General features: G+C 62.7%; 19 protein-coding genes and 1 riboswitch. Of the genes, 11 read left to right on the top strand and 8 right to left on the bottom strand.

The window, feature by feature from the left end; genetic code table 11:
* From AB8B02_RS17275 to AB8B02_RS17265, 3 genes are all read left to right on the top strand, one after another.
* The coding region (locus tag AB8B02_RS17275; protein ID WP_439064562.1) for a cobaltochelatase subunit CobN at positions 1 to 312 on the top strand (312 nt) is incomplete at its 5' end.
* Complete coding sequence (gene cobO / locus AB8B02_RS17270; RefSeq protein ID WP_439064561.1) at positions 309 to 938, top strand: cob(I)yrinic acid a,c-diamide adenosyltransferase; 630 nt, start codon at positions 309 to 311, stop codon at positions 936 to 938. The genes AB8B02_RS17275 and cobO, both read left to right, overlap by 4 nt.
* Positions 939 to 1110: 172 nt before the next feature.
* Positions 1111 to 2598 carry a cobyric acid synthase gene (locus tag AB8B02_RS17265; protein ID WP_439064560.1) on the top strand — a complete coding sequence of 496 codons (1488 nt, stop codon included), beginning with the start codon at positions 1111 to 1113 and terminating at the stop codon, positions 2596 to 2598.
* On the opposite strand, the gene cbiB is transcribed toward AB8B02_RS17265, so the two are convergent.
* Together cbiB and AB8B02_RS17255 are read right to left on the bottom strand one after the other, a co-directional pair.
* On the bottom strand, positions 2571 to 3539 hold the full coding sequence (cbiB, locus tag AB8B02_RS17260; protein ID WP_439064559.1) for an adenosylcobinamide-phosphate synthase CbiB: 969 nt from the start codon (positions 3537 to 3539) through the stop codon (positions 2571 to 2573). The two genes, AB8B02_RS17265 and cbiB, sit on opposite strands and share 28 nt — an antisense overlap.
* Entirely contained in the window at positions 3539 to 4402 is an 864-nt protein-coding gene (locus AB8B02_RS17255) for an ABC transporter substrate-binding protein (protein WP_439064558.1), read from the bottom strand. Before AB8B02_RS17255 ends, cbiB begins: the two co-directional genes overlap by 1 nt.
* A 9-nt stretch (positions 4403 to 4411) precedes the next feature.
* On the opposite strand from AB8B02_RS17255, the gene cobD reads away from it, so the two are divergent.
* Positions 4412 to 5398 carry a threonine-phosphate decarboxylase CobD gene (cobD, locus tag AB8B02_RS17250; RefSeq protein WP_439064557.1) on the top strand — a complete coding sequence of 329 codons (987 nt, stop codon included), beginning with the start codon at positions 4412 to 4414 and terminating at the stop codon, positions 5396 to 5398.
* Between the two features lie 12 nt (positions 5399 to 5410).
* Here the strand turns inward: cobD and AB8B02_RS17245 are convergent, their stop codons facing one another.
* The 5 genes from AB8B02_RS17245 to AB8B02_RS17225 all read right to left on the bottom strand — a co-directional run bounded on the left by AB8B02_RS17245 (position 5411) and on the right by AB8B02_RS17225 (position 11528).
* Positions 5411 to 6193 carry an ABC transporter ATP-binding protein gene (locus AB8B02_RS17245; RefSeq protein WP_439064556.1) on the bottom strand — a complete coding sequence of 261 codons (783 nt, stop codon included), beginning with the start codon at positions 6191 to 6193 and terminating at the stop codon, positions 5411 to 5413.
* A complete protein-coding gene (locus tag AB8B02_RS17240; protein WP_439064555.1) occupies positions 6190 to 7215 on the bottom strand; it encodes a FecCD family ABC transporter permease in 1026 nt (341 codons plus the stop codon). The genes AB8B02_RS17245 and AB8B02_RS17240 overlap by 4 nt, the downstream gene beginning before the upstream one ends.
* On the bottom strand, positions 7209 to 9158 hold the full coding sequence (locus AB8B02_RS17235) for a TonB-dependent receptor plug domain-containing protein (RefSeq protein ID WP_439064554.1): 1950 nt from the start codon (positions 9156 to 9158) through the stop codon (positions 7209 to 7211). Before AB8B02_RS17235 ends, AB8B02_RS17240 begins: the two co-directional genes overlap by 7 nt.
* A gap of 32 nt (positions 9159 to 9190) precedes the next feature.
* Positions 9191 to 9394: riboswitch (cobalamin riboswitch) on the bottom strand.
* Positions 9395 to 9440: 46 nt separating this feature from the next.
* Positions 9441 to 10229: an alpha/beta fold hydrolase gene (locus AB8B02_RS17230; RefSeq protein WP_439064553.1), complete on the bottom strand. Its 789-nt coding sequence runs from the start codon at positions 10227 to 10229 to the stop codon at positions 9441 to 9443.
* A gap of 3 nt (positions 10230 to 10232) precedes the next feature.
* On the bottom strand, positions 10233 to 11528 hold the full coding sequence (locus AB8B02_RS17225) for an O-acetylhomoserine aminocarboxypropyltransferase (protein ID WP_439064552.1): 1296 nt from the start codon (positions 11526 to 11528) through the stop codon (positions 10233 to 10235).
* A gap of 137 nt (positions 11529 to 11665) precedes the next feature.
* Between AB8B02_RS17225 and AB8B02_RS17220 the strand changes: the two genes are divergently transcribed.
* The 6 genes from AB8B02_RS17220 (at position 11666) to AB8B02_RS17195 (ending at position 16500) form a co-directional block, all read left to right on the top strand.
* The gene (locus tag AB8B02_RS17220; RefSeq protein WP_068734329.1) at positions 11666 to 11908 is read left to right on the top strand and encodes a hypothetical protein; all 243 of its coding nucleotides are present in this window, start codon (positions 11666 to 11668) and stop codon (positions 11906 to 11908) included.
* 120 nt (positions 11909 to 12028) lie between these two features.
* Positions 12029 to 12298 (top strand): hypothetical protein, encoded by a 270-nt coding sequence (locus AB8B02_RS17215; protein WP_141137111.1) that lies wholly within the window; start codon positions 12029 to 12031, stop codon positions 12296 to 12298.
* 925 nt (positions 12299 to 13223) lie between these two features.
* A complete protein-coding gene (locus tag AB8B02_RS17210; RefSeq protein WP_068735441.1) occupies positions 13224 to 13637 on the top strand; it encodes a DUF3830 family protein in 414 nt (137 codons plus the stop codon).
* Positions 13637 to 14572: an allantoinase PuuE gene (gene puuE / locus AB8B02_RS17205; protein WP_184518933.1), complete on the top strand. Its 936-nt coding sequence runs from the start codon at positions 13637 to 13639 to the stop codon at positions 14570 to 14572. The genes AB8B02_RS17210 and puuE overlap by 1 nt, the downstream gene beginning before the upstream one ends.
* A gap of 24 nt (positions 14573 to 14596) precedes the next feature.
* On the top strand, positions 14597 to 15484 hold the full coding sequence (gene uraD, locus AB8B02_RS17200; protein ID WP_175366626.1) for a 2-oxo-4-hydroxy-4-carboxy-5-ureidoimidazoline decarboxylase: 888 nt from the start codon (positions 14597 to 14599) through the stop codon (positions 15482 to 15484).
* Between the two features lie 242 nt (positions 15485 to 15726).
* The gene (locus tag AB8B02_RS17195; RefSeq protein ID WP_439064551.1) at positions 15727 to 16500 is read left to right on the top strand and encodes a substrate-binding domain-containing protein; all 774 of its coding nucleotides are present in this window, start codon (positions 15727 to 15729) and stop codon (positions 16498 to 16500) included.
* A 141-nt stretch (positions 16501 to 16641) separates the two neighbouring features.
* Here AB8B02_RS17195 and AB8B02_RS17190 read toward each other — a convergent pair whose 3' ends face one another.
* Entirely contained in the window at positions 16642 to 18036 is a 1395-nt protein-coding gene (locus tag AB8B02_RS17190) for a nucleobase:cation symporter-2 family protein (protein WP_439064550.1), read from the bottom strand.
* Positions 18037 to 18238: 202 nt separating this feature from the next.
* On the opposite strand from AB8B02_RS17190, the gene pucL reads away from it, so the two are divergent.
* The gene (gene pucL, locus AB8B02_RS17185; protein ID WP_439064549.1) at positions 18239 to 19078 is read left to right on the top strand and encodes a factor-independent urate hydroxylase; all 840 of its coding nucleotides are present in this window, start codon (positions 18239 to 18241) and stop codon (positions 19076 to 19078) included.
* Positions 19079 to 19248 lie beyond the last annotated feature (170 nt).

Genomic DNA, 19248 nt, shown 5'->3' with positions numbered 1-19248 from the left:
GGCGTCATGCGTCACGGCTACAAAGGCGCCTTCGAGATCGCGGCGACGGTTGATTATCTGTTCGGTTTCGCGGCCTCCACCAATGCGGTCGCCAATCACCATTTCGATCAGCTGTTCGCCTCCTATTTGGAAAATGACGAAGTTCGCGGCTTTATGGCATCTGCCAATCCCGCGGCACTGCGTGAGACGGCGGCGCGCTTTGCCGAAGCCATTCGCCGGGATCTGTGGACACCGCGTTCCAATCGCGCTGCCGATCTGATTGCCGAACTTCTGCCGCAGGTACACAAAGAGATCGCAAAGGAAATCGCATGACCGGAACCGCCCACGACGAAGCCGCCGAGAACGCGCGCCACAAGGAGAAGGCCGCCAAGCACAAGGCGGCGAAGGACAAGATCATGGCGACTAAGGTCGGCGAGAAGGGCCTCTTGATCGTTCACACCGGTACCGGCAAGGGCAAGACTTCTGCAGCGCTCGGCATGGTGTTCCGCCATATCGGTCACGGCTATCCGGTCGGTATCGTCCAATTCACCAAGTCGCCGGAATGGGACACTGGCGAAGCGCGGCTGCTGAAGACCTTCCCGGATCTCGTCACGCTGCACATCATGGGCGAGGGCTTCACCTGGATCACGCAGGACCGGGAACGCGACATTGCTGCCGCGAACGCGGGCTGGGAGCGCGCCAAGGAAATGATCCGCGATGACCGCCATCGTCTGGTGCTGCTCGATGAACTCAATATCGTGCTGCGTTACGACTATCTCGACCTCAATGAGGTGCTGACCTTCCTGCGCGACGAGAAGCCGGCCGACAAGCACGTGGTCATCACCGGCCGGAACGCCAAGCCCGAGCTGATCGAGATGGCCGATCTGGTCACCGAGATGACGCTGATCAAGCATCCGTTCCGCGCTGGCATCAAGGGCCAGAAGGGCATCGAGTTTTGAACCTTGAGCACGCAGGACCTCTCCATCTGTCATCCCCGCGAAGGCGGGGATCCATAGCCCCTGTCGGAGCAATGGAAACGGCAGAGCAGTTGCTGCGGCGATCACTTATCTCTGATGTGTTTATGGATCCCCGCCTTCGCGGGGATGACATGCTGAGAGGCTGGAGCGCAGCATGAACCTCACCACGCCCGCGTTGATGATCCAGGCGACCGGCTCCAATGCCGGCAAGTCGACGATCGTCGCTGGGCTGGCGCGGGCACTGGTGCGGCGTGGCTTGAATGTGGCACCGTTCAAGCCGCAGAACATGTCGAACAATGCTGCTGTCGCGGTCGATGGCGGCGAGATCGGCCGCGCGCAGGCGGTGCAGGCGCGGGCCGCCAGGTTGCCGCCAAGTGTCCACATGAATCCGGTGCTGCTGAAGCCGGAGACGGACACCGGCGCCCAGGTGATCGTTCAGGGCAAGCGCTGGGGCACGCTGCGGGCGAAGAACTATCTGGAGAAGAAAGCTGCACTCCTACCGGCGGTGCTTGAAAGTTTCTCGCTGCTGGCCGATCAGGCGGACATCGTTCTCATAGAGGGCGCCGGCAGCCCGGCCGAGATCAATCTGCGCGCCGGCGACATCGCCAATATGGGTTTTGCTGCCGCGGCCAACATTCCCGTAGTGCTCGCCGGCGATATCGATCGCGGCGGCGTCATTGCGAGCCTCGCCGGCACGCATCTGGTGCTGGAGCCGGAAGAACGTGCGCGCATCCACGGCTTCATCGTCAACAAGTTTCGCGGCGATCCCAGCCTGTTCGACAACGGCCTCAGGGCGATCACGCGGCTGACGGGGTGGCCATCCATCGGTGTGTTGCCCTGGCTGCCGCAGGCGGCGTTCCTGCCCGCCGAAGACGCCGTCGATCTCGATCGCACCCATGCCTCGTCATCGACCCGCATCATCGCCGTGCCGGTGCTGGCGCGGATCGCCAATTTCGACGATCTCGATCCGCTTGGCATGGAGCCCGGCGTGAAGCTTGTCTTCATCAGGCCGGGCGAAGCCATTCCGGGCAATGCCGACGTGATCATCATTCCCGGCAGTAAATCCACCATCGGCGATCTCGCCTTTCTCCGCGCTCAAGGCTGGGACATCGATATCAAGGCGCATGTGCGCCGCGGTGGTCATGTGCTCGGCCTGTGCGGAGGCTACCAGATGCTGGGTAAGACGATCGCCGATCCCGATGGTGTCGATGGTTCGCCCGGGTTGGTCGATGGCCTCGGCCTGCTCGATATCGCGACGCTGATGAGCGCCGACAAATCCACCACGCTTATCGCCGGAACGCATTGCGCGACTGGCGCCGCAATCGAAGGCTACGAAATTCATCTCGGTCGCAGCGAGGGTGACGACTGCGCGCGGCCGCTGCTGATGATCGATGGACGACCTGATGGTGCTGCGTCAGTCGATGGACGGGTGCAGGGCACTTATGTCCATGGCTTGTTCACCGGCGATGCGTTCCGCAAGGCATGGCTGGCCAATCTCGGCATCGCGTCGTCGCTGGCCTATGACGCGCAGATCGAAGTTGCGCTCGATGCGCTCGCTGACCATTGCGAAAAGCATCTCGATATCGATCGACTAATCGAGATTGCCCGCAGCCGTCACAGCAACAGCGCTAGCGCAGCATAGATTGTGGTTTGCGAGACGCAGGCTGCGACGAACACGCGAAGTGCCCGGCCGATGTCGTCAGGCGCTGCGGTTCGGCCTTCGGCATTGAGATAAGGATCGTTGACGGCGCCCTCGGCATAGACGCGCGGTCCAGCGATCGCGATTCCGAGCGCGCCAGCCATGGCACTTTCCGGCCAGCCCGCATTGGGCGAACGATGCTTGGAAGCGTCGCACATCATGATCTTCAATGACGCGATGATTGATCCGCGTGACACTGGCGCGGCAAGCGCGACCAATATTCCCGACAAGCGCGCCGGGATCAGGTTGACGAGATCGTCGAGCCGCGCTGCAGCCCAGCCGAAATCGATATAGCGCGTGCTGCGATGGCCGATCATGGAGTCGGCTGTGTTGATGGCCTTGTAGGCGATCAGGCCGGGCAATCCGAGCAATGCCAGCCAGAACACCGGCGCGACGATGCCGTCGGAGAAATTTTCGGCGGTGGATTCGATCGCTGCGCGCGCGACGCCGCCTTCATCAAGCCGCTCAGGATCGCGGCCGACGATCATTGCGACGGCCTGGCGTGCTGCGGGCAATCCGCCCTCGGTGAAAGCGCGACGCACGCGGGCCACATGCTGATACAGGCTGCGTTGGGCGATCAGCGTCGAGGCAATCAGGGCTTCGACGCCGAAACCGATCCAGTTGTCGTTGAGAAGATCGGCGAGCAGTCCGCCGACAAGCATTGCGACACTGACTAGCGCGATGATGGTGACGACGCCTGCCAGCTTGCGCTGCCGACGCGACCAGTCTTCACGATTGAGCCAGCGTTCCAGCCAGCCGATGCCGTTGCCGATCCAGACCACGGGATGCGGTAGTCGTCGCCACAGCCAGTCGGGATCGCCGATCACGGCATCGAGCAGCAGCGCCGCGACCACCAGCAGGAGCGCGTCGCCATCCACCAGCATCAGGGGGCCACGCGGTTGATTTCGGTGGTCAATCGGTCGAGTGCTTCGACCATGGTCGGGCCACCGCAGGCGGTGAGGCGCTCGGGCAGAACCAGTCGCTTCGACGCCGGATAGAATGTCTCCAGTGCGGGATGCAGCAGGAAGGCGCGGCCTTCGTCTTCGGCGAAGTCGGTATTGTCGGTGACCAGCAGCAGATCGGGCCTCAGTGTGACGATCGCCTCCAAGGAGGCGAAGCCGCCAGCCTTGAGCCCGAGCTCGCCGCCGGCATTGCGCAGCCCGACCGCTGATAGCAACGACGTGGTCAGATTTTCGCCGCCGGACACCCAGCCGCGCCGCGACACCGCCAGCACGCGCAACGGCTTGCGCTGCACGGCGGCATGGGCCTGCGCGATCGCACTATCGAGTTTCGCGATTTCGGCTTCAGCACGCTCCGGATGCTTGGCCAACGCGCCCATCTGGCGGAGCTGTTTCTTGACGTCGTCGAGCGAGCGGGCGGGATCGAATTCGGTGACCTTCAACCCCTTGTCCTTCAGGAGTTCGCGGGTCGCGCGCTTGGTGAAGCGGCCGGCAACGACAACATCCGGCTTTAGCGCCAGCACATCCTCGGCTTCGCCGGACAGCAGGCGGAACGCCTTTGCCTTGTCCTTGTCCCAGGAGCGGAACGGATCGCGTGCATAGGGGCTGAGGCCCAAAATCTGCTCGGGATCGGCGAGGGTGACGAGCAGTTGATCGGTGCAGAGATTGATCGAGGCGATGCGCGGCAGATCGGCCGCACTGGCCTGCAGCGGCGCGTATGCGAGCAGTGCGAGTGCCGTAGCCGCGAGCGGCCAAAGCCTCTCGCGCTTTGCCCGATATGATGGCATGACACAGGCATGAAACATGGTGGCGATCTCACGCAGGCGATGGCTGAATTCGGCGGCGCGCCGGACCAATGGCTCGATCTCTCGACCGGGATCAATCCATGGCCGTGGCCCATTCCTGCCAACCTGCCGAGCCATCTTTGGGAGCGCTTGCCGACGCGCGCCGACGAACAGTCGCTGCTGTCCGCCGCGCGCAGCGCTTACCACGTGCCCGATAACGTCGATGTCGTTGCCGCTGCCGGTACGCAGGCTCTGATCCAGTGGCTGCCGCATCTCGCCGTGCCTGGAGCTGTTGCCATCGTCGGGCCGACCTATAACGAGCATGTCGCGGCCTGGCGTGCCGGCGGACATGAGGTCGGCGTGATCGGCAGCCTCAGCGCGTTGCCTGATCATGCCAGGCATGTGGTGATCGTCAATCCCAACAATCCCGACGGGCGTGTCGCCACGCGCGACGAGCTCGCCGATGTTGCGGCGATCTTGCAACGGCGCGGCGGCTGGCTGGTGATCGATGAAGCCTTCGCCGATGTCGATCCCGCAATCAGCGCGGTCGATCTGTGCGGGAAGTTGCCGGCGGCGATCCTGCGCTCCTTCGGAAAATTCTACGGTCTCGCAGGCGTACGTCTCGGCTTCGCGCTCGCGGCGCCGCTGATCGCGCAGCGTATCGCGACCGCTATTGGTCCATGGGCTTGTTCCGGTCCCGCACAGGTTATCGGTGCGGCCGCCTTGCGCGACGAGCGCTGGGCCACGCAGACTCGCGTCGCGCTGGTCGCCCAAGGCATCAAGCTCGACAACGTGTTGGCCGATGCCGGTTTCGAGATTGTCGGCGGCACGCCGCTGTACAGGTTGGCGCGACATGCCGACGCTTTGAAATGGCATGCCGCATTGGCCCGGCAGCAGATCTGGTGTCGCCACTTCGACTGGAGCCATGAGCTGCTGCGGTTCGGCTTGCCACCCGATGCGGCTGCTCTGAGCCGGCTTGCTTCTGCGCTGGCGAAATAACCGCCACATCGCTCAGACTCCCGCCCAGGGGAGGATAATCGTTTCGTTCCGGTGTTCGGCGCGATAGGTGCTGATGCGGAACACATTGGCGACGATGTCATCGGACAGCGCTTGTTGCGGCGCGCCCTGCGCTGCGAGGCGCCCATCAGACATCACCAGGACCGTATCGGCAAAGCGCGCCGCGAGTCCGAGATCGTGCGTCACCACGATCACCAGCACGCCGCTGTTAGCGACATCGCGCAGATTTGTCATGACGTCGATCTGGTAGCGCGGATCGAGCGATGCGGTCGGCTCATCCGCCAGTACGATCGGGGCCTCGACAGCGAGGACGCGGGCGAGCGCGACGCGGCTGCGTTCGCCGCCGGAGAGTTCGGTCACACGCCGATCGGCAAAGGCGACGATGTCCGTTGCCAGCATTGCGCGCTCGACCGCAGCCTTGTCCGATGATGTCAGCCGCGCCGGATCGGTTGCGCCATGCGGATAGCGGCCGAGGGCGACGACGTCCTTCACGTCGAGGGGCCAGTGTACGACATGGCCTTGCGGCAGATAGCCGAAGCGCTTTGCGCGCTCGCGGAGCGACAAGGACGCCAGTGTATGGCCTGCGACATGGATCGCGCCGGTGGATGATTGCAATCCTGCCAATGCGCGCAGCAGCGTCGTCTTGCCGGCGCCGTTCGGACCGACCAGAGCGACGAGATGCCGTCGGTGTAGCGAGAGCGAGACATCGTGCAGCACCTCGCGCCCGGAGAGCGTGACGCTCAGATGGCTCGCGGTCAGCAGCGCCTGATCGCTCATGCGACGCCTCCACCCAGGGCGCGACGCTCGCGCATGATGAGATAGAGGAAGAACGGCACGCCGATGATCGAGGTCAGCACGCCGACCTTGATGTCGGTGGTCGATGGGATCAGGCGCACGGCGATATCGGCAGCCAGCAACAGCGCGGAGCCGGTCAGCGCGCTCGGAATCAGCAGGCGCGCGGGATCATGGCCGATGATCGGGCGCATCAGATGCGGCGCGATAAGGCCGATGAAGCCGATCGTGCCGGTGACAGCGACAGCGCCGCCAACGCCGAGCGCGACGCCAAGAATCACCAGCAGGCGCAGGCGGCTCACATGGACACCGAGGCTCTGTGCGGTCTCTTCGCCAAGGCTCAATGCACGAAAGGCCGAGCGCTGGCTCATCAAAATGATTGCGCCGGCGACAATGAACGGCAGCGCCAGCGTGACGTGACGGAAGCTGCGGTCTTCCAGTGAACCGAGCAGCCAGAATGCAATTTCGAGTGCGGCGAAGGGATTGGGCGACAGGTTCATCACCAGCGCCGTCGCAGCACCTGCGAGACTTGAGATCGCAAGCCCCGCGAGGATCAACAGCAACAGGCCCGCATTGCGACCGGCGATGCCGAGGAGCACGAAGACCGACAGGAACGCCATCGTGATGCCGGCAACAGGCAGCGCCCATGAGCGAACATCGGCCCAGCCGAGCGAGATCATCAGCACCGCACCGAAGGCCGCGGATTGCGGCGCGCCGAACAGCGACGGCGAGGCGAGGGGATTGCGCAGCAAGCCCTGCAGCGCGGCACCGGACAGGCCGAGGATCGCGCCGATGGCAAGTGCGAGAATCGCGCGGGGCAGGCGGATTTCACGCACGATGATCTGATGCACGTCGCTGCCGCCGCCGAACAGTGCATCGAGCACCGTCAGCGGCGAGAGTTTGACAGGTCCCGTGCCGAGCGAGCCCAGTGCCAGCAGCGTGACGAGGCCGACGAGCGCGATGGTCGCGATCGTCCGGCGCCGTGCTGCTGGCGCTATGCTCACCATGTGGCGTTGAAGCCTGCGTAAGCCGCAGGCCCCGTGGTGCCGAAGTTCAGCACTTCCTGATAATGCTCATTCAGGATGTTCTCGCCGCGGGCGAAGACCTTCCAGTTCGCATCGATCTTGTACTCGGTATAGAGGTCGACGCGGGTATAGGCATCCACCTGACCGACCTGATTGGCACTGCTGAAGCGCTTCGACACCGTGGTGACACGCGGCTCGATCATCCACTTGTCGGTGGGCGTGATCGTGAGTGCGAAGCGGGCGAAGTTCTTGGGACGACGTGCCAGCACGGTGTCGGTGCCGAGATCCTGTGCGTGAAGGTAAGTGTAGGCTACGTTGAATTTCACCCAGCCCGGAATGACATCGACATTGCCGCCGACTTCGAGACCGCTGGTCTCGGCGCGGGCGACGTTGACGTAATAGCCGAGCGGGCGGGACGCATCGGAGACAAAGTTGATCAGATTGCTGTAATCGGTGGAAAAGCCTGTGACCGACAGCACGACGCGGCCGTTGAAGAGGCTCTGGTCGATACCCGCGTCATAGCCGAAATTGGTTTCCGGCGTCAGGTTTCTGCTGCCGTAGGTCGTGTCGTAAAGCTGAAACAGCGTCGGCGCTTTTGCGCCGGTGCCAGCGCTGGCGCGGAATTTGGTGCCGGTTTCTGTAATGTTGTAGGCAGCCGTAGCGCGCCAGGTCTCGAAGCGGGCAACGTCGACGACGTCATCGACCCGGCCGCCGAGCGTGACGTTGAGCCGTTCACCGATCGGCACAGACCACAAAGCGAAGATCGAGTTGGTGTCCTGCTGTTTGGCTAGCAGCGGCGTCAATGGGCCGGCAACAGGCGAGATATTCGTGCTGTAGGTCTGCGCGGTCTCGGTCTGTGTCTTGGCACCATAGACGAGGGAGCCGAATGCGCCGAGCTTCAGGGTCGCCTGATATTCGGCGCCGAGACTGTTGCCGACATAATCGGAGATTTTCTCGGTGGTGTTTGCCGGCAACCTGTTGGTGCGATAGCTGACGTCGTCAAACATCCGCTCGGTGTGCGTATTCGACACGGTGACATTGTGAGTCAGAATGCCACCGAATGAATCGATGCCGACGCGTCCATAGACGGTTTGCAGCAGACGCGTCGCCGCTGACGGCGTATCCGGAAGCGTTCCCGTTGCTGCATCATAGGCCGAGCGCGTGAACGAATGGACGATGCCTGACTCAAGCCGGATGCCTTCGCCTGCATCGTAGCCGATGCGCGCCGAGCCGCCGACGCGATCGAAGCTGTCGTTTTCGAGATTCGGAAAACGTGCTTCGAGGGCAGGGATACGATAACCGTAACGCGAGAAACCGTTGCTGTGCTGACCGCCGCCGGTGAAGGCATAGGACCACGGACCGTTGGATCCGGTCAGCGATCCCTGCGTCATGACGGTGCCATAGCTGCCGGCTTCCGTGCGGACATTGACCTGCGCAGGACCGGAGCCCTTCTTGGTGATGATGTTGACCACGCCGCTCATGGCGTCTGAGCCATAGAGCGCGCTCTGTGGCCCCTTCAGGACCTCGATGCGCTCGATGGCGGAGGGCGTGAACATGGCGAATTCGAAGTCGCCCGATGCAGCCGTGGGATCGTTGACGCGGATGCCGTCGATCATCACCAGGGTCTGGCCGGTATTGCCGCCGCGCAGGCGCACATTCGCGGTGCCGCCGGGGCCGCCATTTTCGCTGATATCGAGGCCAGGCACGGTGCGCAGCGCATCGACCAGCGAGCCGGGATTGCTGGTCGCAATGGTTTCGCCTGACACCACGCTAATCGAACTGCCAGTGCGATTGAGCTGTTCGGGTGCTCTGTCCGCCGTCACTACGATTTCGGAGAGCTGCTCGGCACTGGACTGCGCAGCACTGTGAGAGCAGGACAGAACAACAACGGCCGCAGTGCCTGCGGCCAAATTCCGGATAGTCATATAACCCCTTCCGTCGACCCACCGTCGAACGAGTGTGAAACTCGTTACCGGCCGGTCTCCTGGCTCGCGGTGGTCTCCCGGTCCGCCTTCCCGAATCTGCGATGCAAATTCAGTGGCTTTGTGGACCTGGAATGGCCGCTTACAGTTGCGGGGGCAGCCGCGGCATAGGGGATATTTCCCCGCACCGCATTCCCGTTTCACCTCCTTGCGGAGGCACCGATAACGACAGACAGGAAGCACAGCGCGCCGCGCGGTGCAACAGCCATCGCCGCGTTGGGGACTCTATTGCTCGTGCTGTAGCGCGGCGAGCACGTCGTCGGGGCGCTCGACCATCATCATGTGGCCAGTGCCCGGCAGAATCACCGTGCGGGCGTTTTTCAAGGCGGCGGCCAGGGTCTTGCCAGCCTTGGCGGGAGTCATCATGTCCCGCTCGCCGAGGATGAGCGTGACCGGGATTTCGAGCTGGGCCGCAGCAGTCAGCGCATTCTGGTATGTATTGCAGGCGTTGAGATCGGCGAACAGCACGCCCGGCTTCGTGGCTTCCAGCACGCGCTGCGCGCCGCTATGCATCCACAACCCCGGCGCGAGACTGCCGCCGAGTTCGGCGCGAAAGCCGAGCCCCCAGATTGACACCATGTCGATGGCGGAGTGCTGATTGGCTTCGGCATCCTTCAACAGATCCGGGCCGACGGTCATCGTCCCTGCCGTGCCCATCAGGTCGAGGCGCGTGACTTTACGGGGATGCCGCGCTGCGGTCTCCAGCGCAATCAGCGAGCCCATGGAATGGCCGATCAGCCGCGCAGTCTTTGTGCCCGCTGCCTCGATCAATGCTGCTGTCCAGTCTGCGAGATCGGCGATGGTCGTGAGCGCTTCACCTTTCGAGCGACCATGGCCGGGCAGATCCGGCGCTAGTACGGCGAAGCCATGATGCGCAAACCAGCGCGTATGCAGCGCCCATGTCGAGTGATCGAAGCCGGCGCCGTGGATCATCACGACTACGGGCAGGGAAGGATCGAATGCGCGGCCGCCATTCGCGATATAGGTCTCGTGACCGTTGACGGTGAGTTGCATCGCTCAGCCCTTTTGCGAGATGCGCAGCGCCTGCGCGAGGTCATCGATGATGTCATCGGCGGCTTCGATGCCGATGGAGAGACGGATCAGCTCCTCGCCGATGCCGGCGGCCTTGAGCTGCTCCGCATCCATCTGCTGATGCGTGGTGCTGCCGGGATGAATGACCAGTGTCTTGGCGTCGCCGACATTGGCGAGATGGCTGGTCAGCTTCAGCGCTTCGATGAATTTGCGGCCGGCATTGCGGCCGCCCTTGATACCAAACGAGACGATGGAGCCGGCGCCGCGCGGCAGCAGGCGTTTCGCGAGTTCGTAATCCGGATGGTTCTCCAGCGACGGATGCAGCACCCAGTCGACCGCCTTGTTGGCCGTGAGCGCCGCCAGCACCGCATGCGTATTGGCCATATGGCGCTCCATGCGAATGCCCAGCGTCTCGACACCCTGTAGCAGCTGGAATGCATTGGTCGGCGAGAGACACGCGCCGAAATCGCGCAATCCTTCCGTACGGGCACGCATGATGAAGGCGGCAGTGCCGAACTGTTCGTCGAAGACGATGCCGTGATAGCCGGCATAGGGTTCGGTCAGTTGCGGGAACTTGCCGGAGGCGTGCCAGTCGAAGCGGCCGCCATCGACGATCACGCCGCCGATGGCGATGCCGTGGCCGCCGATCCATTTGGTGGCGGAGTTCATCACGATATCGGCGCCGAGCTCGATCGGCCGCGACAGGAACGGCGTCGCGAAGGTGTTGTCGATCAGCAGCGGGATCTTTGCGGCGTGGGCGATGTCGGCGACGGCGGGAATGTCGAGCACTTCGAGGCCGGGATTGCCGATGGTTTCGCCGATGACCAGTCTGGTGTTGGGCTTGATCGCCGCCTTGAAGGCGTCGAGATCGCGCGGCTTGACGAATGTCGTGGTGATGCCGAAGCGCGGCAGCGTGTGGGCCAGCAAGTTGATGGTGCCGCCATAGAGCGAGGACGACGCCACGATGTGATCGCCGGCATTGAGCAATGTGGCGATGGCGAGATGCAGTGCCGCCATGCCTGACGCGGTGCACACGGCGCCGACGCCGTTTTCGAGTGCAGCGAGGCGCTCTTCCAGCACCGCCGTCGTCGGATTGGAAATGCGCGTATAGATGTGGCCGGCGCGTTCGAGATTGAACAGCGCAGCGGCGTGATCCGAGTCCTGGAACACGTAGGATGTGGTCTGGTAGATCGGCACGGCGCGCGCGCCGGTGACTGCGTCCGGATGCTGGCCGGCATGCAGACTCAGCGTTTCGAAAGCAGGCGGTTTGGGTGCTGGCATGGTCGTTTTATCCCTGGACGCAATTTGCGACATCTATGGCACGAATCGGATGCGAGTGTGAGTCGGCGATATTTCAACTGATGGAACGAAATGCGGAGCGGCGACTTATAGGAGGTCGATCACGCGGGAGAGTTATCATGAAGAAATTGCTGCTGTGCACTGCGGTTGCTGGTCTCGCGTTTTCATCGGTTGCGGCCGAGGCGAAAGGCTGTATCAAAGGCGCGATCATTGGCGGAATCGCCGGCCACTATGCAGGACATGGCAAGGTCGGCGTCGTTGCGGGGTGCGTGATCGGACGCCACGAGGCCAACAAGGCCGATGCGGAACGGGCGCAGAAGGCGCAGCATCCACAGCCGCCGAACGAGAATGGTCGCATCTAGATCGGCGTTGTTCTCAACGCTGGACGATGTTGCTAAAATTTGATGGACTAGACCGGTTCAGTAGAGCCTCACCCTCATCAGGTTGGGGTTCTTTTCGTCTCTGTACGATACCGGACGAGATTGGGCGTAGACGTGGTGCTGCATCGGGATGTGTTTTGGCTCGGCAAACAATGGGCCGTCACCGGCTATGGAATTCAGGCTGTCAGCCAGAAGCACAATATGAAGTTCGATATCGAGGTGTCGCAGATCTGGAACGAGGATCTGGATGCGCTGATGCGCGATGAGCCATGGTTCGATGCGCAGGATTTTGCACAGGCCGTCGATCGCGCGAGGCAGCGTGCGATGGAATCACCGCTGACGTTCAAGCCACCGCTGAGTGATGAACGATAGCGGCAGCGCATCATTGCAGGATTCAAATTTCAAACAGCCACTGTCCTGAAAACATGCGTTCGCATTCTCGCGGCGCTTGCGCGTCCGAGCTATGAGCATTCCTTCGACCCTCTTCGAAAAGAGGGCGTGCGGAACGCCGGGTGCCCGATGCACCCTTGGGCCTGATGCGAATGCGGTCTTCCGCATGGGGTAATGCATCAGGACTTTCGGAAGCACGAGCGATTGCCCAGCGTTCCGCATGCGGTGTTTTTTCGGTTGCTTGCACTTTGCCTCGACGAACGCTCCGATCGCGAATTAAAGTCCCAAGGCGATGGGAAGGGAGCCTCAAGCGACTGGGCCGAACGCGTTTTGACTTGGTCGTCCGTCACACTGTCCAGAGAGTCTTTCCATCCCAAGGCCAGCCGTCTCCATGCCAGTGGCAGTGCTGGCGCAGATCCGTCCTGCCCGAAGACAGACGTCACCCATGAATCGCGTAACGCCGCATCTCCGGCGTCCACCGCATCCAGCCCCGCGAACGTGACGATCGCGCTCGCCCCTCTCATCGAGGCCGGACGGAGGGGAATATAGTCCATGCCGGGATATTGTCAACGGGAGATAGGAAAAAATGTTTGACGTCTTCCTGCCCCCCACACTCGTCATTCCCCGGCAAACCAATTGGTTTGCCTGAGGGCGTGGCCGGCGTAAGCCGGACGCGACCCCAGAATCCCAGCATGTTCAGCAACACCTCAAGATTTCGGGTTCGCACTACGCGGCTGCGCCGCTTCGTGCGCCCCGGAATGACGAGCAAGGAGGCCCCGGAATGACAGTGTTGGAGAGGGAACGCAGTCTACAGGCAACGCCGCCGAAAACTGCGGCTTGCTTCTTTCGCCCCCTGCTGCAATCTGGATGGATCACTGTCAGTCACTCCAATTACGAGATTCCACGGATGAGCCAGCTCAAAGTCCATGTCGGCGACTTCACCTTCGATGCGAAATTCGAGGAGAAGGACGCCCCCAAGACCGTCGCCGCCTTCAAGAAGGCGATGCCGTTCGTCAGCCAGGCCATCCATGTGCGCTGGAGCGGCGAGGGCGTCTGGATGCCGCTTGGCGATCTCGATTTCGGCGTGCCCTATGAGAACCACACCAGCTTTCCGGCGCCGGGCCACATCATCCTGTATCCGGGCGGCATCAGCGAGACCGAGATCCTGCTGGCCTATAGCGGCGTGCATTTCGCCAGCAAGATGGGCCAGCTCGCCGGCAACCATTTCATTACGCTGACCTCGAACCTCGAAAATCTGAAAGAGATGGGCAAGACCGTGCTCTGGAAGGGTGCGCAACCCGTTCGTTTCGAGATGGTCTGATGGCCGGGAGCGATTATCCCCGCGACCTCCGCGGCTACGGCCGCAATCCGCCCGATCCGAAATGGCCGGATGGGGCGCGCGTGGCGGTGCAGTTCGTGGTCAATTTCGAAGAGGGCGGCGAGAATAACATTCTGCATGGCGACCGCGCCTCGGAAGCGTTCCTCTCGGACGTACTGGGGGCACAGCCCTGGCCGGGCCAGCGCCATGCCAATATCGAATCCATGTTCGAATATGGCTCGCGCGCTGGCTTCTGGCGGCTGTGGCGGATGTTCACCGAACGCAAGATGCCGACGACGGTGTTCGGCGTGGCGACAGCGCTGCAGCGTAATCCCGAAATCGTCGCCGCCATGCAGGAGGCGAAGTGGGACATCGCCAGCCACAGTCTGAAGTGGATCGAGCACAAGGATATGTCGGAGCCGGAGGAGCGTTTCGAGATTGCCGAGGCGATCCGCGTGCACACCGAGGCGACCGGCGCGCGCCCGACCGGCTGGTACACCGGCCGCAGTTCCATCAACACCATTCGCCTGCTGATGGAAGCCGGCGGCTTCAAGTATCTGTGCGATTCCTATGCCGACGATCTGCCATACTGGATCAAGGGGCCCAGCGAACCGCAGCTCGTCATTCCCTATACGCTCGATGCCAACGACATGCGCTTCGTCAACCCGCAGGGCTTTGGTGGCGGTGACGAGTTCTTCACTTACCTGAAGGATTCGTTCGATGTGCTGTATGCCGAAGGCGCGACGTCGCCGAAGATGATGACGGTCGGCCTGCATTGCCGCGTCGTCGGTCGTCCGGGTCGTGCGGCGTCGCTGATGCGGTTCCTCGATTACATCGCGAGCCACGAGCGCGTCTGGGTGCCGACGCGTCTTGATATCGCCGAGCACTGGCACGCCAATCTGAAACATCTTGCCGCCGACGCCCGTGCCATCGGATAGACCAGGATTGGGATAGGCCCTGTCATGACAGAGAAGACGCTCGACGAACTCAACGCCTGCAGCAAAGCGGATTTCGTCGCGGCGCTGGCGAATATTTTCGAGTATTCGCCGTGGATCGCGGAGAAGGCGGCGGAGAGCAGGCCCTTCGCGGGCGTGAAGCAGTTGTTCGCCGCGATGCGCAAGGTGGTGGAGGAGGCGGCTGCAGGTCAGCGGCTGGCGCTGATCAAGGCGCATCCGGATCTTGCCGATAAAACGCAACGCGGCGATCTCCTGACGGCGGAATCCAATGCCGAGCAGAACAGCGTCGGGCTCGACCGGCTCTCGGAAGCCGAATACGCCGCCTTCGATCGCGTCAACAATGCCTATCGTGCGAAGTTCGGCTTCCCGTATATCGTCTGCGTTCGCCGCCACACCAAGGATTCGATCCTGGCGGATTTCGAGAAGCGGTTGCCGAACGACCCGGCCGCCGAGGTCACCGCATCGGTCGCCGAAATCTGCAAGATCGCGGCGCTGCGTACCGATCTTTTGGTCGACGGGCCAGATCGCCTGCAGGTGCATGGCCGGCTCTCGACCCATGTGCTGGATACCCATAGCGGCCGGCCTGCAGCGGGGATTTCGGTCGAGCTTGTCGAATTGTCGAAGCTCGGTGTCAGCCGCGTGATTGCGCGCACGCTGACCAATCACGATGGCCGCACCGATGTGCCGCTGATCGGCGGCCGCCCGGTGCCGATCGGACGCTATGAATTGACCTTCAAGGTCGGCAGCTATTTTGCGGAGCGGGGCGTGCCGATGTCCGATCCGCCGTTCCTCGACGAGATCCCGCTGCGCTTTTCGGTCTATGAACCCGAAGGCCATCTCCACGTGCCGCTGCTGGTGACGCCGTGGAGCTATGGGACCTATCGGGGAAGCTGAGCGGGGCGCGATGCCTCATGGTGAGGAGCGCGCCACTTGGCGCGCGTCTCGAACCATGAAGAGTATTACGCACATCCTTCGAGACGCGCGTGAAGAACGCGCTCCTCAGGATGAGGACGGAGTTCAGACGTGGATGGCCGGGACAAGCCCAGCCATGACGACTGAGAGTTTCGCAATCGCGCCATCCTACATTCGACCCAAATCGGTCGTCTCATCACAAAACAAAAATCAGGGAGAACGTCATGCGTGGCATCAATCGCCTGCTGCTGGTCGCGGCATTCACATCCATCGCCACGGCCAGCGCCTTCGCCTCCGAAGTCCATGTGATGATCTCCGGCGGCTTCACGGCAGCCTACAAGGAACTGGTGCCGCAGTTCGAGAAGGCAACGGGCAATACGGTCGTCACGGCCTATGGGCCGTCGATGGGCGAGACGCCGCAGGCGATCCCGATGCGGCTGGCGCGCGGCGAGCCGGCCGATGTGCTGATCATGGTGGGCTATGCGCTGGGCGATCTCATCAGCAAGGGCAAGGTGGTCGCCGACAGCCGCGTCGATCTCGCGGATTCGCCGATCGGCGTGGCGGTGAAGGAGGGCGCGCCGAAGCCGGACCTGTCCTCGGCGGATACGCTGAAGGTCGCGCTGCTGAAGACGCGGACCGTGGCCTATTCGGACAGCGCCAGCGGTGTGTATGTCAGCAAGGAGATGTTCGAGAAGCTCGGCATTGCCGACGCCATGAAGGACAAGGCGCGCAAGATCCCGGCGACGCCGGTCGGCGAGATCGTCGCCAGGGGCGAGGCGGAGATCGGTTTTCAGCAGATCAGCGAATTGAAGCCGGTCAAGGGCATCGAGATCGTCGGCCCGCTGCCGGCGGAGCTGCAGAAGATCACGGTGTTCTCGGCGGGGCTCGCGAGCAATGCGCCGCAGCCCGATGCCGGCAAGGCGCTGATCGCGTTTCTGTCCTCGAAGCAGGCCGCCCCTGTGATCGTGGCCAGCGGGCTCGAGCCCAAGGTGAAGTAGACGCTCTCACTCCGTCCCTCATGGTGAGGAGCGTGCCTCTTGGCGCGCGTCTCGAACCATGAGTTGGCGGCCATCCTTCGAGACGCCGCGCAAGATGCGCGGCTCCTCAGGATGAGGGCGGAGTGTTTGGCCCTGATCTTTTCAATGCGTCGCAGCCGCAGCCACGCCCGCCGCTTCCGCCTTTGCGGTCTCGGCACTGCTGACGCCATTGAAGAACGCGTTCAGGATCACCGCCACCAGTGCGCAGAGCAGGATGCCCGACTCCAGCAGCGGATGCAGGTCGTGCGGCAGTGCCTTGAAGAAGTTTGGCGACACCAGCGGGATCATGCCGAATCCGACGGAGATGGCGACCACGAACAGGTTGCGCTGGTTGGTCTTGAAATCGACCGCGGTGAGGATGCGCGCGCCGGTCGCGGCGACCATGCCGAACATCACGAGGCCGGCGCCGCCGAGCACCACCTGCGGCACCGACTCCACGAGCGCGGCCATCTTCGGCAGCAGGCCGAGCACCAGCATGATGCCGCCGCCGGCGATGGTGACCCAGCGCGAGCGCACGCCGGTGACGCCGACGAGGCCGACATTCTGCGAGAACGAGGTATAGGGGAAGGTGTTGAAGATGCCGCCGAGGAAGGTGCCGACACCATCGGCGCGCAGACCCTTGGTCAGCGCATCGCGGTCGACCTTGCGGTCGGTCATCTCGCCGAGAGCCAGGAACATGCCGAGCGACTCGATCATCACCACGATCATCACGATGCACATGGTGACGACCGGCACGAGATGGAATTGCGGCATGCCGAAATGGAACGGCAGCACGATATCGACCCAGCCGGCAGTGCCGACCTTGTCGAAATGCATCACGCCGAGCACGCTGGCAAGGATGGCGCCCGCGATGATGCCGAGCAGCACCGAGACATTGGACAGAAAGCCGGTGCCCCATTTGATCAAAGCAAGGATCACGACCAGCACGAACAGCGCGATGCCGAGCCCCTGCAACTGGCCGTAAGCCGGATTGGGGAACGTGTGCGGAACGCCATCGATCATCTTTGTGAACATGGGTAGTCCGCCACCAGCCCAGTTGATACCAACGCGCATCAGGGAGATGCCGATCACCATGATGATGGTGCCGGTGACCACCGGTGGAAACAGCGGCAGCAGCCGGCTGATGAAAGGCGCGACAAGGATGCCGAAGATTCCGGCAGCGATGACCGATCCATAGATGCCGAGCAGGCCGATCTCCGGGGCGGTGGCCATCGACAGCATCGGCCCGACCGAGGCGAAGGTGACGCCCATCATGACCGGCAGGCGGATGCCGACGCCGGGAAAGCCGATACACTGGACCAAAGTCGCAAGGCCGCAGGCGAACAGGTCGGCGGAGATCAGGAAGGCGACCTCCTGCGGCGGCAGCTTCAGGGCGCGGCCGATAATGAGCGGCACCGCCACGGCGCCGGCATACATGACCAGAACGTGCTGCAGGCCTAACGCGAACAGGCGCGGCGTCGGTAGCATCTCGTCGACGGGATGGACGCTCACTGTCATTGATCTAGCCCCTTGCTTAGGTGATGAAATATCGTGGCATTATGATCGTCAGATACAAACCTCGTGCCAGACGCCGCTAAAAGCCATTTCGCCCCGGTGGTGTGGCGACCGGTGGCACGAAGGTTGCTCGAAGCGAGCATTGCTCAATATATTGCCCGGCGACCGGGGTTCCCTGGTCGCCAACACGGACTGGAGGTCGCGCGTGCCGCTGATCAAGAACAGATATGGAAAAGGCCGTGTCCGCATCATGCGGATCCATCGCGACGGCGACAAGCAGGATGTCAGCCAGCTCAGCATCAAGGCGATGCTGGAAGGCGATTTCGGCCGGGCCTATACCGACGCCGACAACTCCACCTCGACATCCACGGACACGATCAAGAACATCGTCAATGTGGTGGCGCGCGAGAATACCGCGCTGTCGACGGAGGAGTTCTGCCAGGTGCTGGCGAAGCGCTATCTCGACCTGTATCCGCAGGCGAGTTCCGTCAGCATCACTGCGCATGAGACCAAGTGGGCCCGGCTGGCTGTCGACGGCGAACTACACCCGCACGCATTCCTGCTCGATAGCAACGGCAAGCCGACCGTCGAGATCCATGCCACGCGCGACGGCACGGTCATGAGTTCGGGCCTCGACGGTTTCACCTTCATGAAGTCGACCCAGTCGGGCTGGGAGAATTACTACACCGACAAATATTCGACGATCCAGCCGACCAACGACCGCATCTGTGCGACATCGATGGTGGCGTCGTGGATATGGTCCGGCAAGCCGGCGAGCTATCCGGCGACCAACAAGACAATTCTGGACACGCTGCTGAAGGAATTCGCGACGACCTATAGTCCGAGCGTCCAGAACAGCCTGTATCGCATGGGCGAGAAGGTGCTGGCCGCCGTGCCGGAGATTTCGGAGATCAGCATGGCCTGTCCGAACATCCACTACATCCCCATGAATCTCTCGGCCTTTGGTCTCGACAACAACAACGACGTGTTCCTGCCGACGGACGAGCCGCACGGGCAGATCGAATGCACGGTGGGGCGGGGGTAGCTTAGGGGGGCCTATCTGTCGGTTGTCATTCCGGGGCGCGTGCGCATCTTTGCGCACGTGAACCTCAGCCACTTCAATGAAGTGGCGGGGAATCTCGGCATGGCTGAACACTTCGAGATTCCGGGTTCGCCTGCCAGCGGCTTCGCCGCTGTCCTGCGCCCCGGAATGAC

The organism is Tardiphaga sp. 862_B3_N4_1 (assembly GCF_051811085.1).
GTDB classification, from domain to species: domain Bacteria; phylum Pseudomonadota; class Alphaproteobacteria; order Rhizobiales; family Xanthobacteraceae; genus Tardiphaga; species Tardiphaga robiniae.
This window is presented reverse-complemented; position numbering and strand designations above follow the sequence as displayed.

Bases quoted from the DNA above. Each gene is read 5' to 3' on its own strand.
- cobO (WP_439064561.1), top strand. From the start codon at position 309: ATGACCGGAACCGCCCACGACGAAGCCGCCGAGAACGCGCGCCACAAG.
- AB8B02_RS17265 (WP_439064560.1), top strand. From the start codon at position 1,111: ATGAACCTCACCACGCCCGCGTTGATGATCCAGGCGACCGGCTCCAAT.
- cbiB (WP_439064559.1), bottom strand. From the start codon at position 3,539: ATGCTGGTGGATGGCGACGCGCTCCTGCTGGTGGTCGCGGCGCTGCTG.
- AB8B02_RS17255 (WP_439064558.1), bottom strand. From the start codon at position 4,402: ATGCCATCATATCGGGCAAAGCGCGAGAGGCTTTGGCCGCTCGCGGCT.
- cobD (WP_439064557.1), top strand. From the start codon at position 4,412: ATGAAACATGGTGGCGATCTCACGCAGGCGATGGCTGAATTCGGCGGC.
- AB8B02_RS17245 (WP_439064556.1), bottom strand. From the start codon at position 6,193: ATGAGCGATCAGGCGCTGCTGACCGCGAGCCATCTGAGCGTCACGCTC.
- AB8B02_RS17240 (WP_439064555.1), bottom strand. From the start codon at position 7,215: ATGGTGAGCATAGCGCCAGCAGCACGGCGCCGGACGATCGCGACCATC.
- AB8B02_RS17235 (WP_439064554.1), bottom strand. From the start codon at position 9,158: ATGACTATCCGGAATTTGGCCGCAGGCACTGCGGCCGTTGTTGTTCTG.
- AB8B02_RS17230 (WP_439064553.1), bottom strand. From the start codon at position 10,229: ATGCAACTCACCGTCAACGGTCACGAGACCTATATCGCGAATGGCGGC.
- AB8B02_RS17225 (WP_439064552.1), bottom strand. From the start codon at position 11,528: ATGCCAGCACCCAAACCGCCTGCTTTCGAAACGCTGAGTCTGCATGCC.
- AB8B02_RS17220 (WP_068734329.1), top strand. From the start codon at position 11,666: ATGAAGAAATTGCTGCTGTGCACTGCGGTTGCTGGTCTCGCGTTTTCA.
- AB8B02_RS17210 (WP_068735441.1), top strand. From the start codon at position 13,224: ATGAGCCAGCTCAAAGTCCATGTCGGCGACTTCACCTTCGATGCGAAA.
- puuE (WP_184518933.1), top strand. From the start codon at position 13,637: ATGGCCGGGAGCGATTATCCCCGCGACCTCCGCGGCTACGGCCGCAAT.
- uraD (WP_175366626.1), top strand. From the start codon at position 14,597: ATGACAGAGAAGACGCTCGACGAACTCAACGCCTGCAGCAAAGCGGAT.
- AB8B02_RS17195 (WP_439064551.1), top strand. From the start codon at position 15,727: ATGCGTGGCATCAATCGCCTGCTGCTGGTCGCGGCATTCACATCCATC.
- AB8B02_RS17190 (WP_439064550.1), bottom strand. From the start codon at position 18,036: ATGACAGTGAGCGTCCATCCCGTCGACGAGATGCTACCGACGCCGCGC.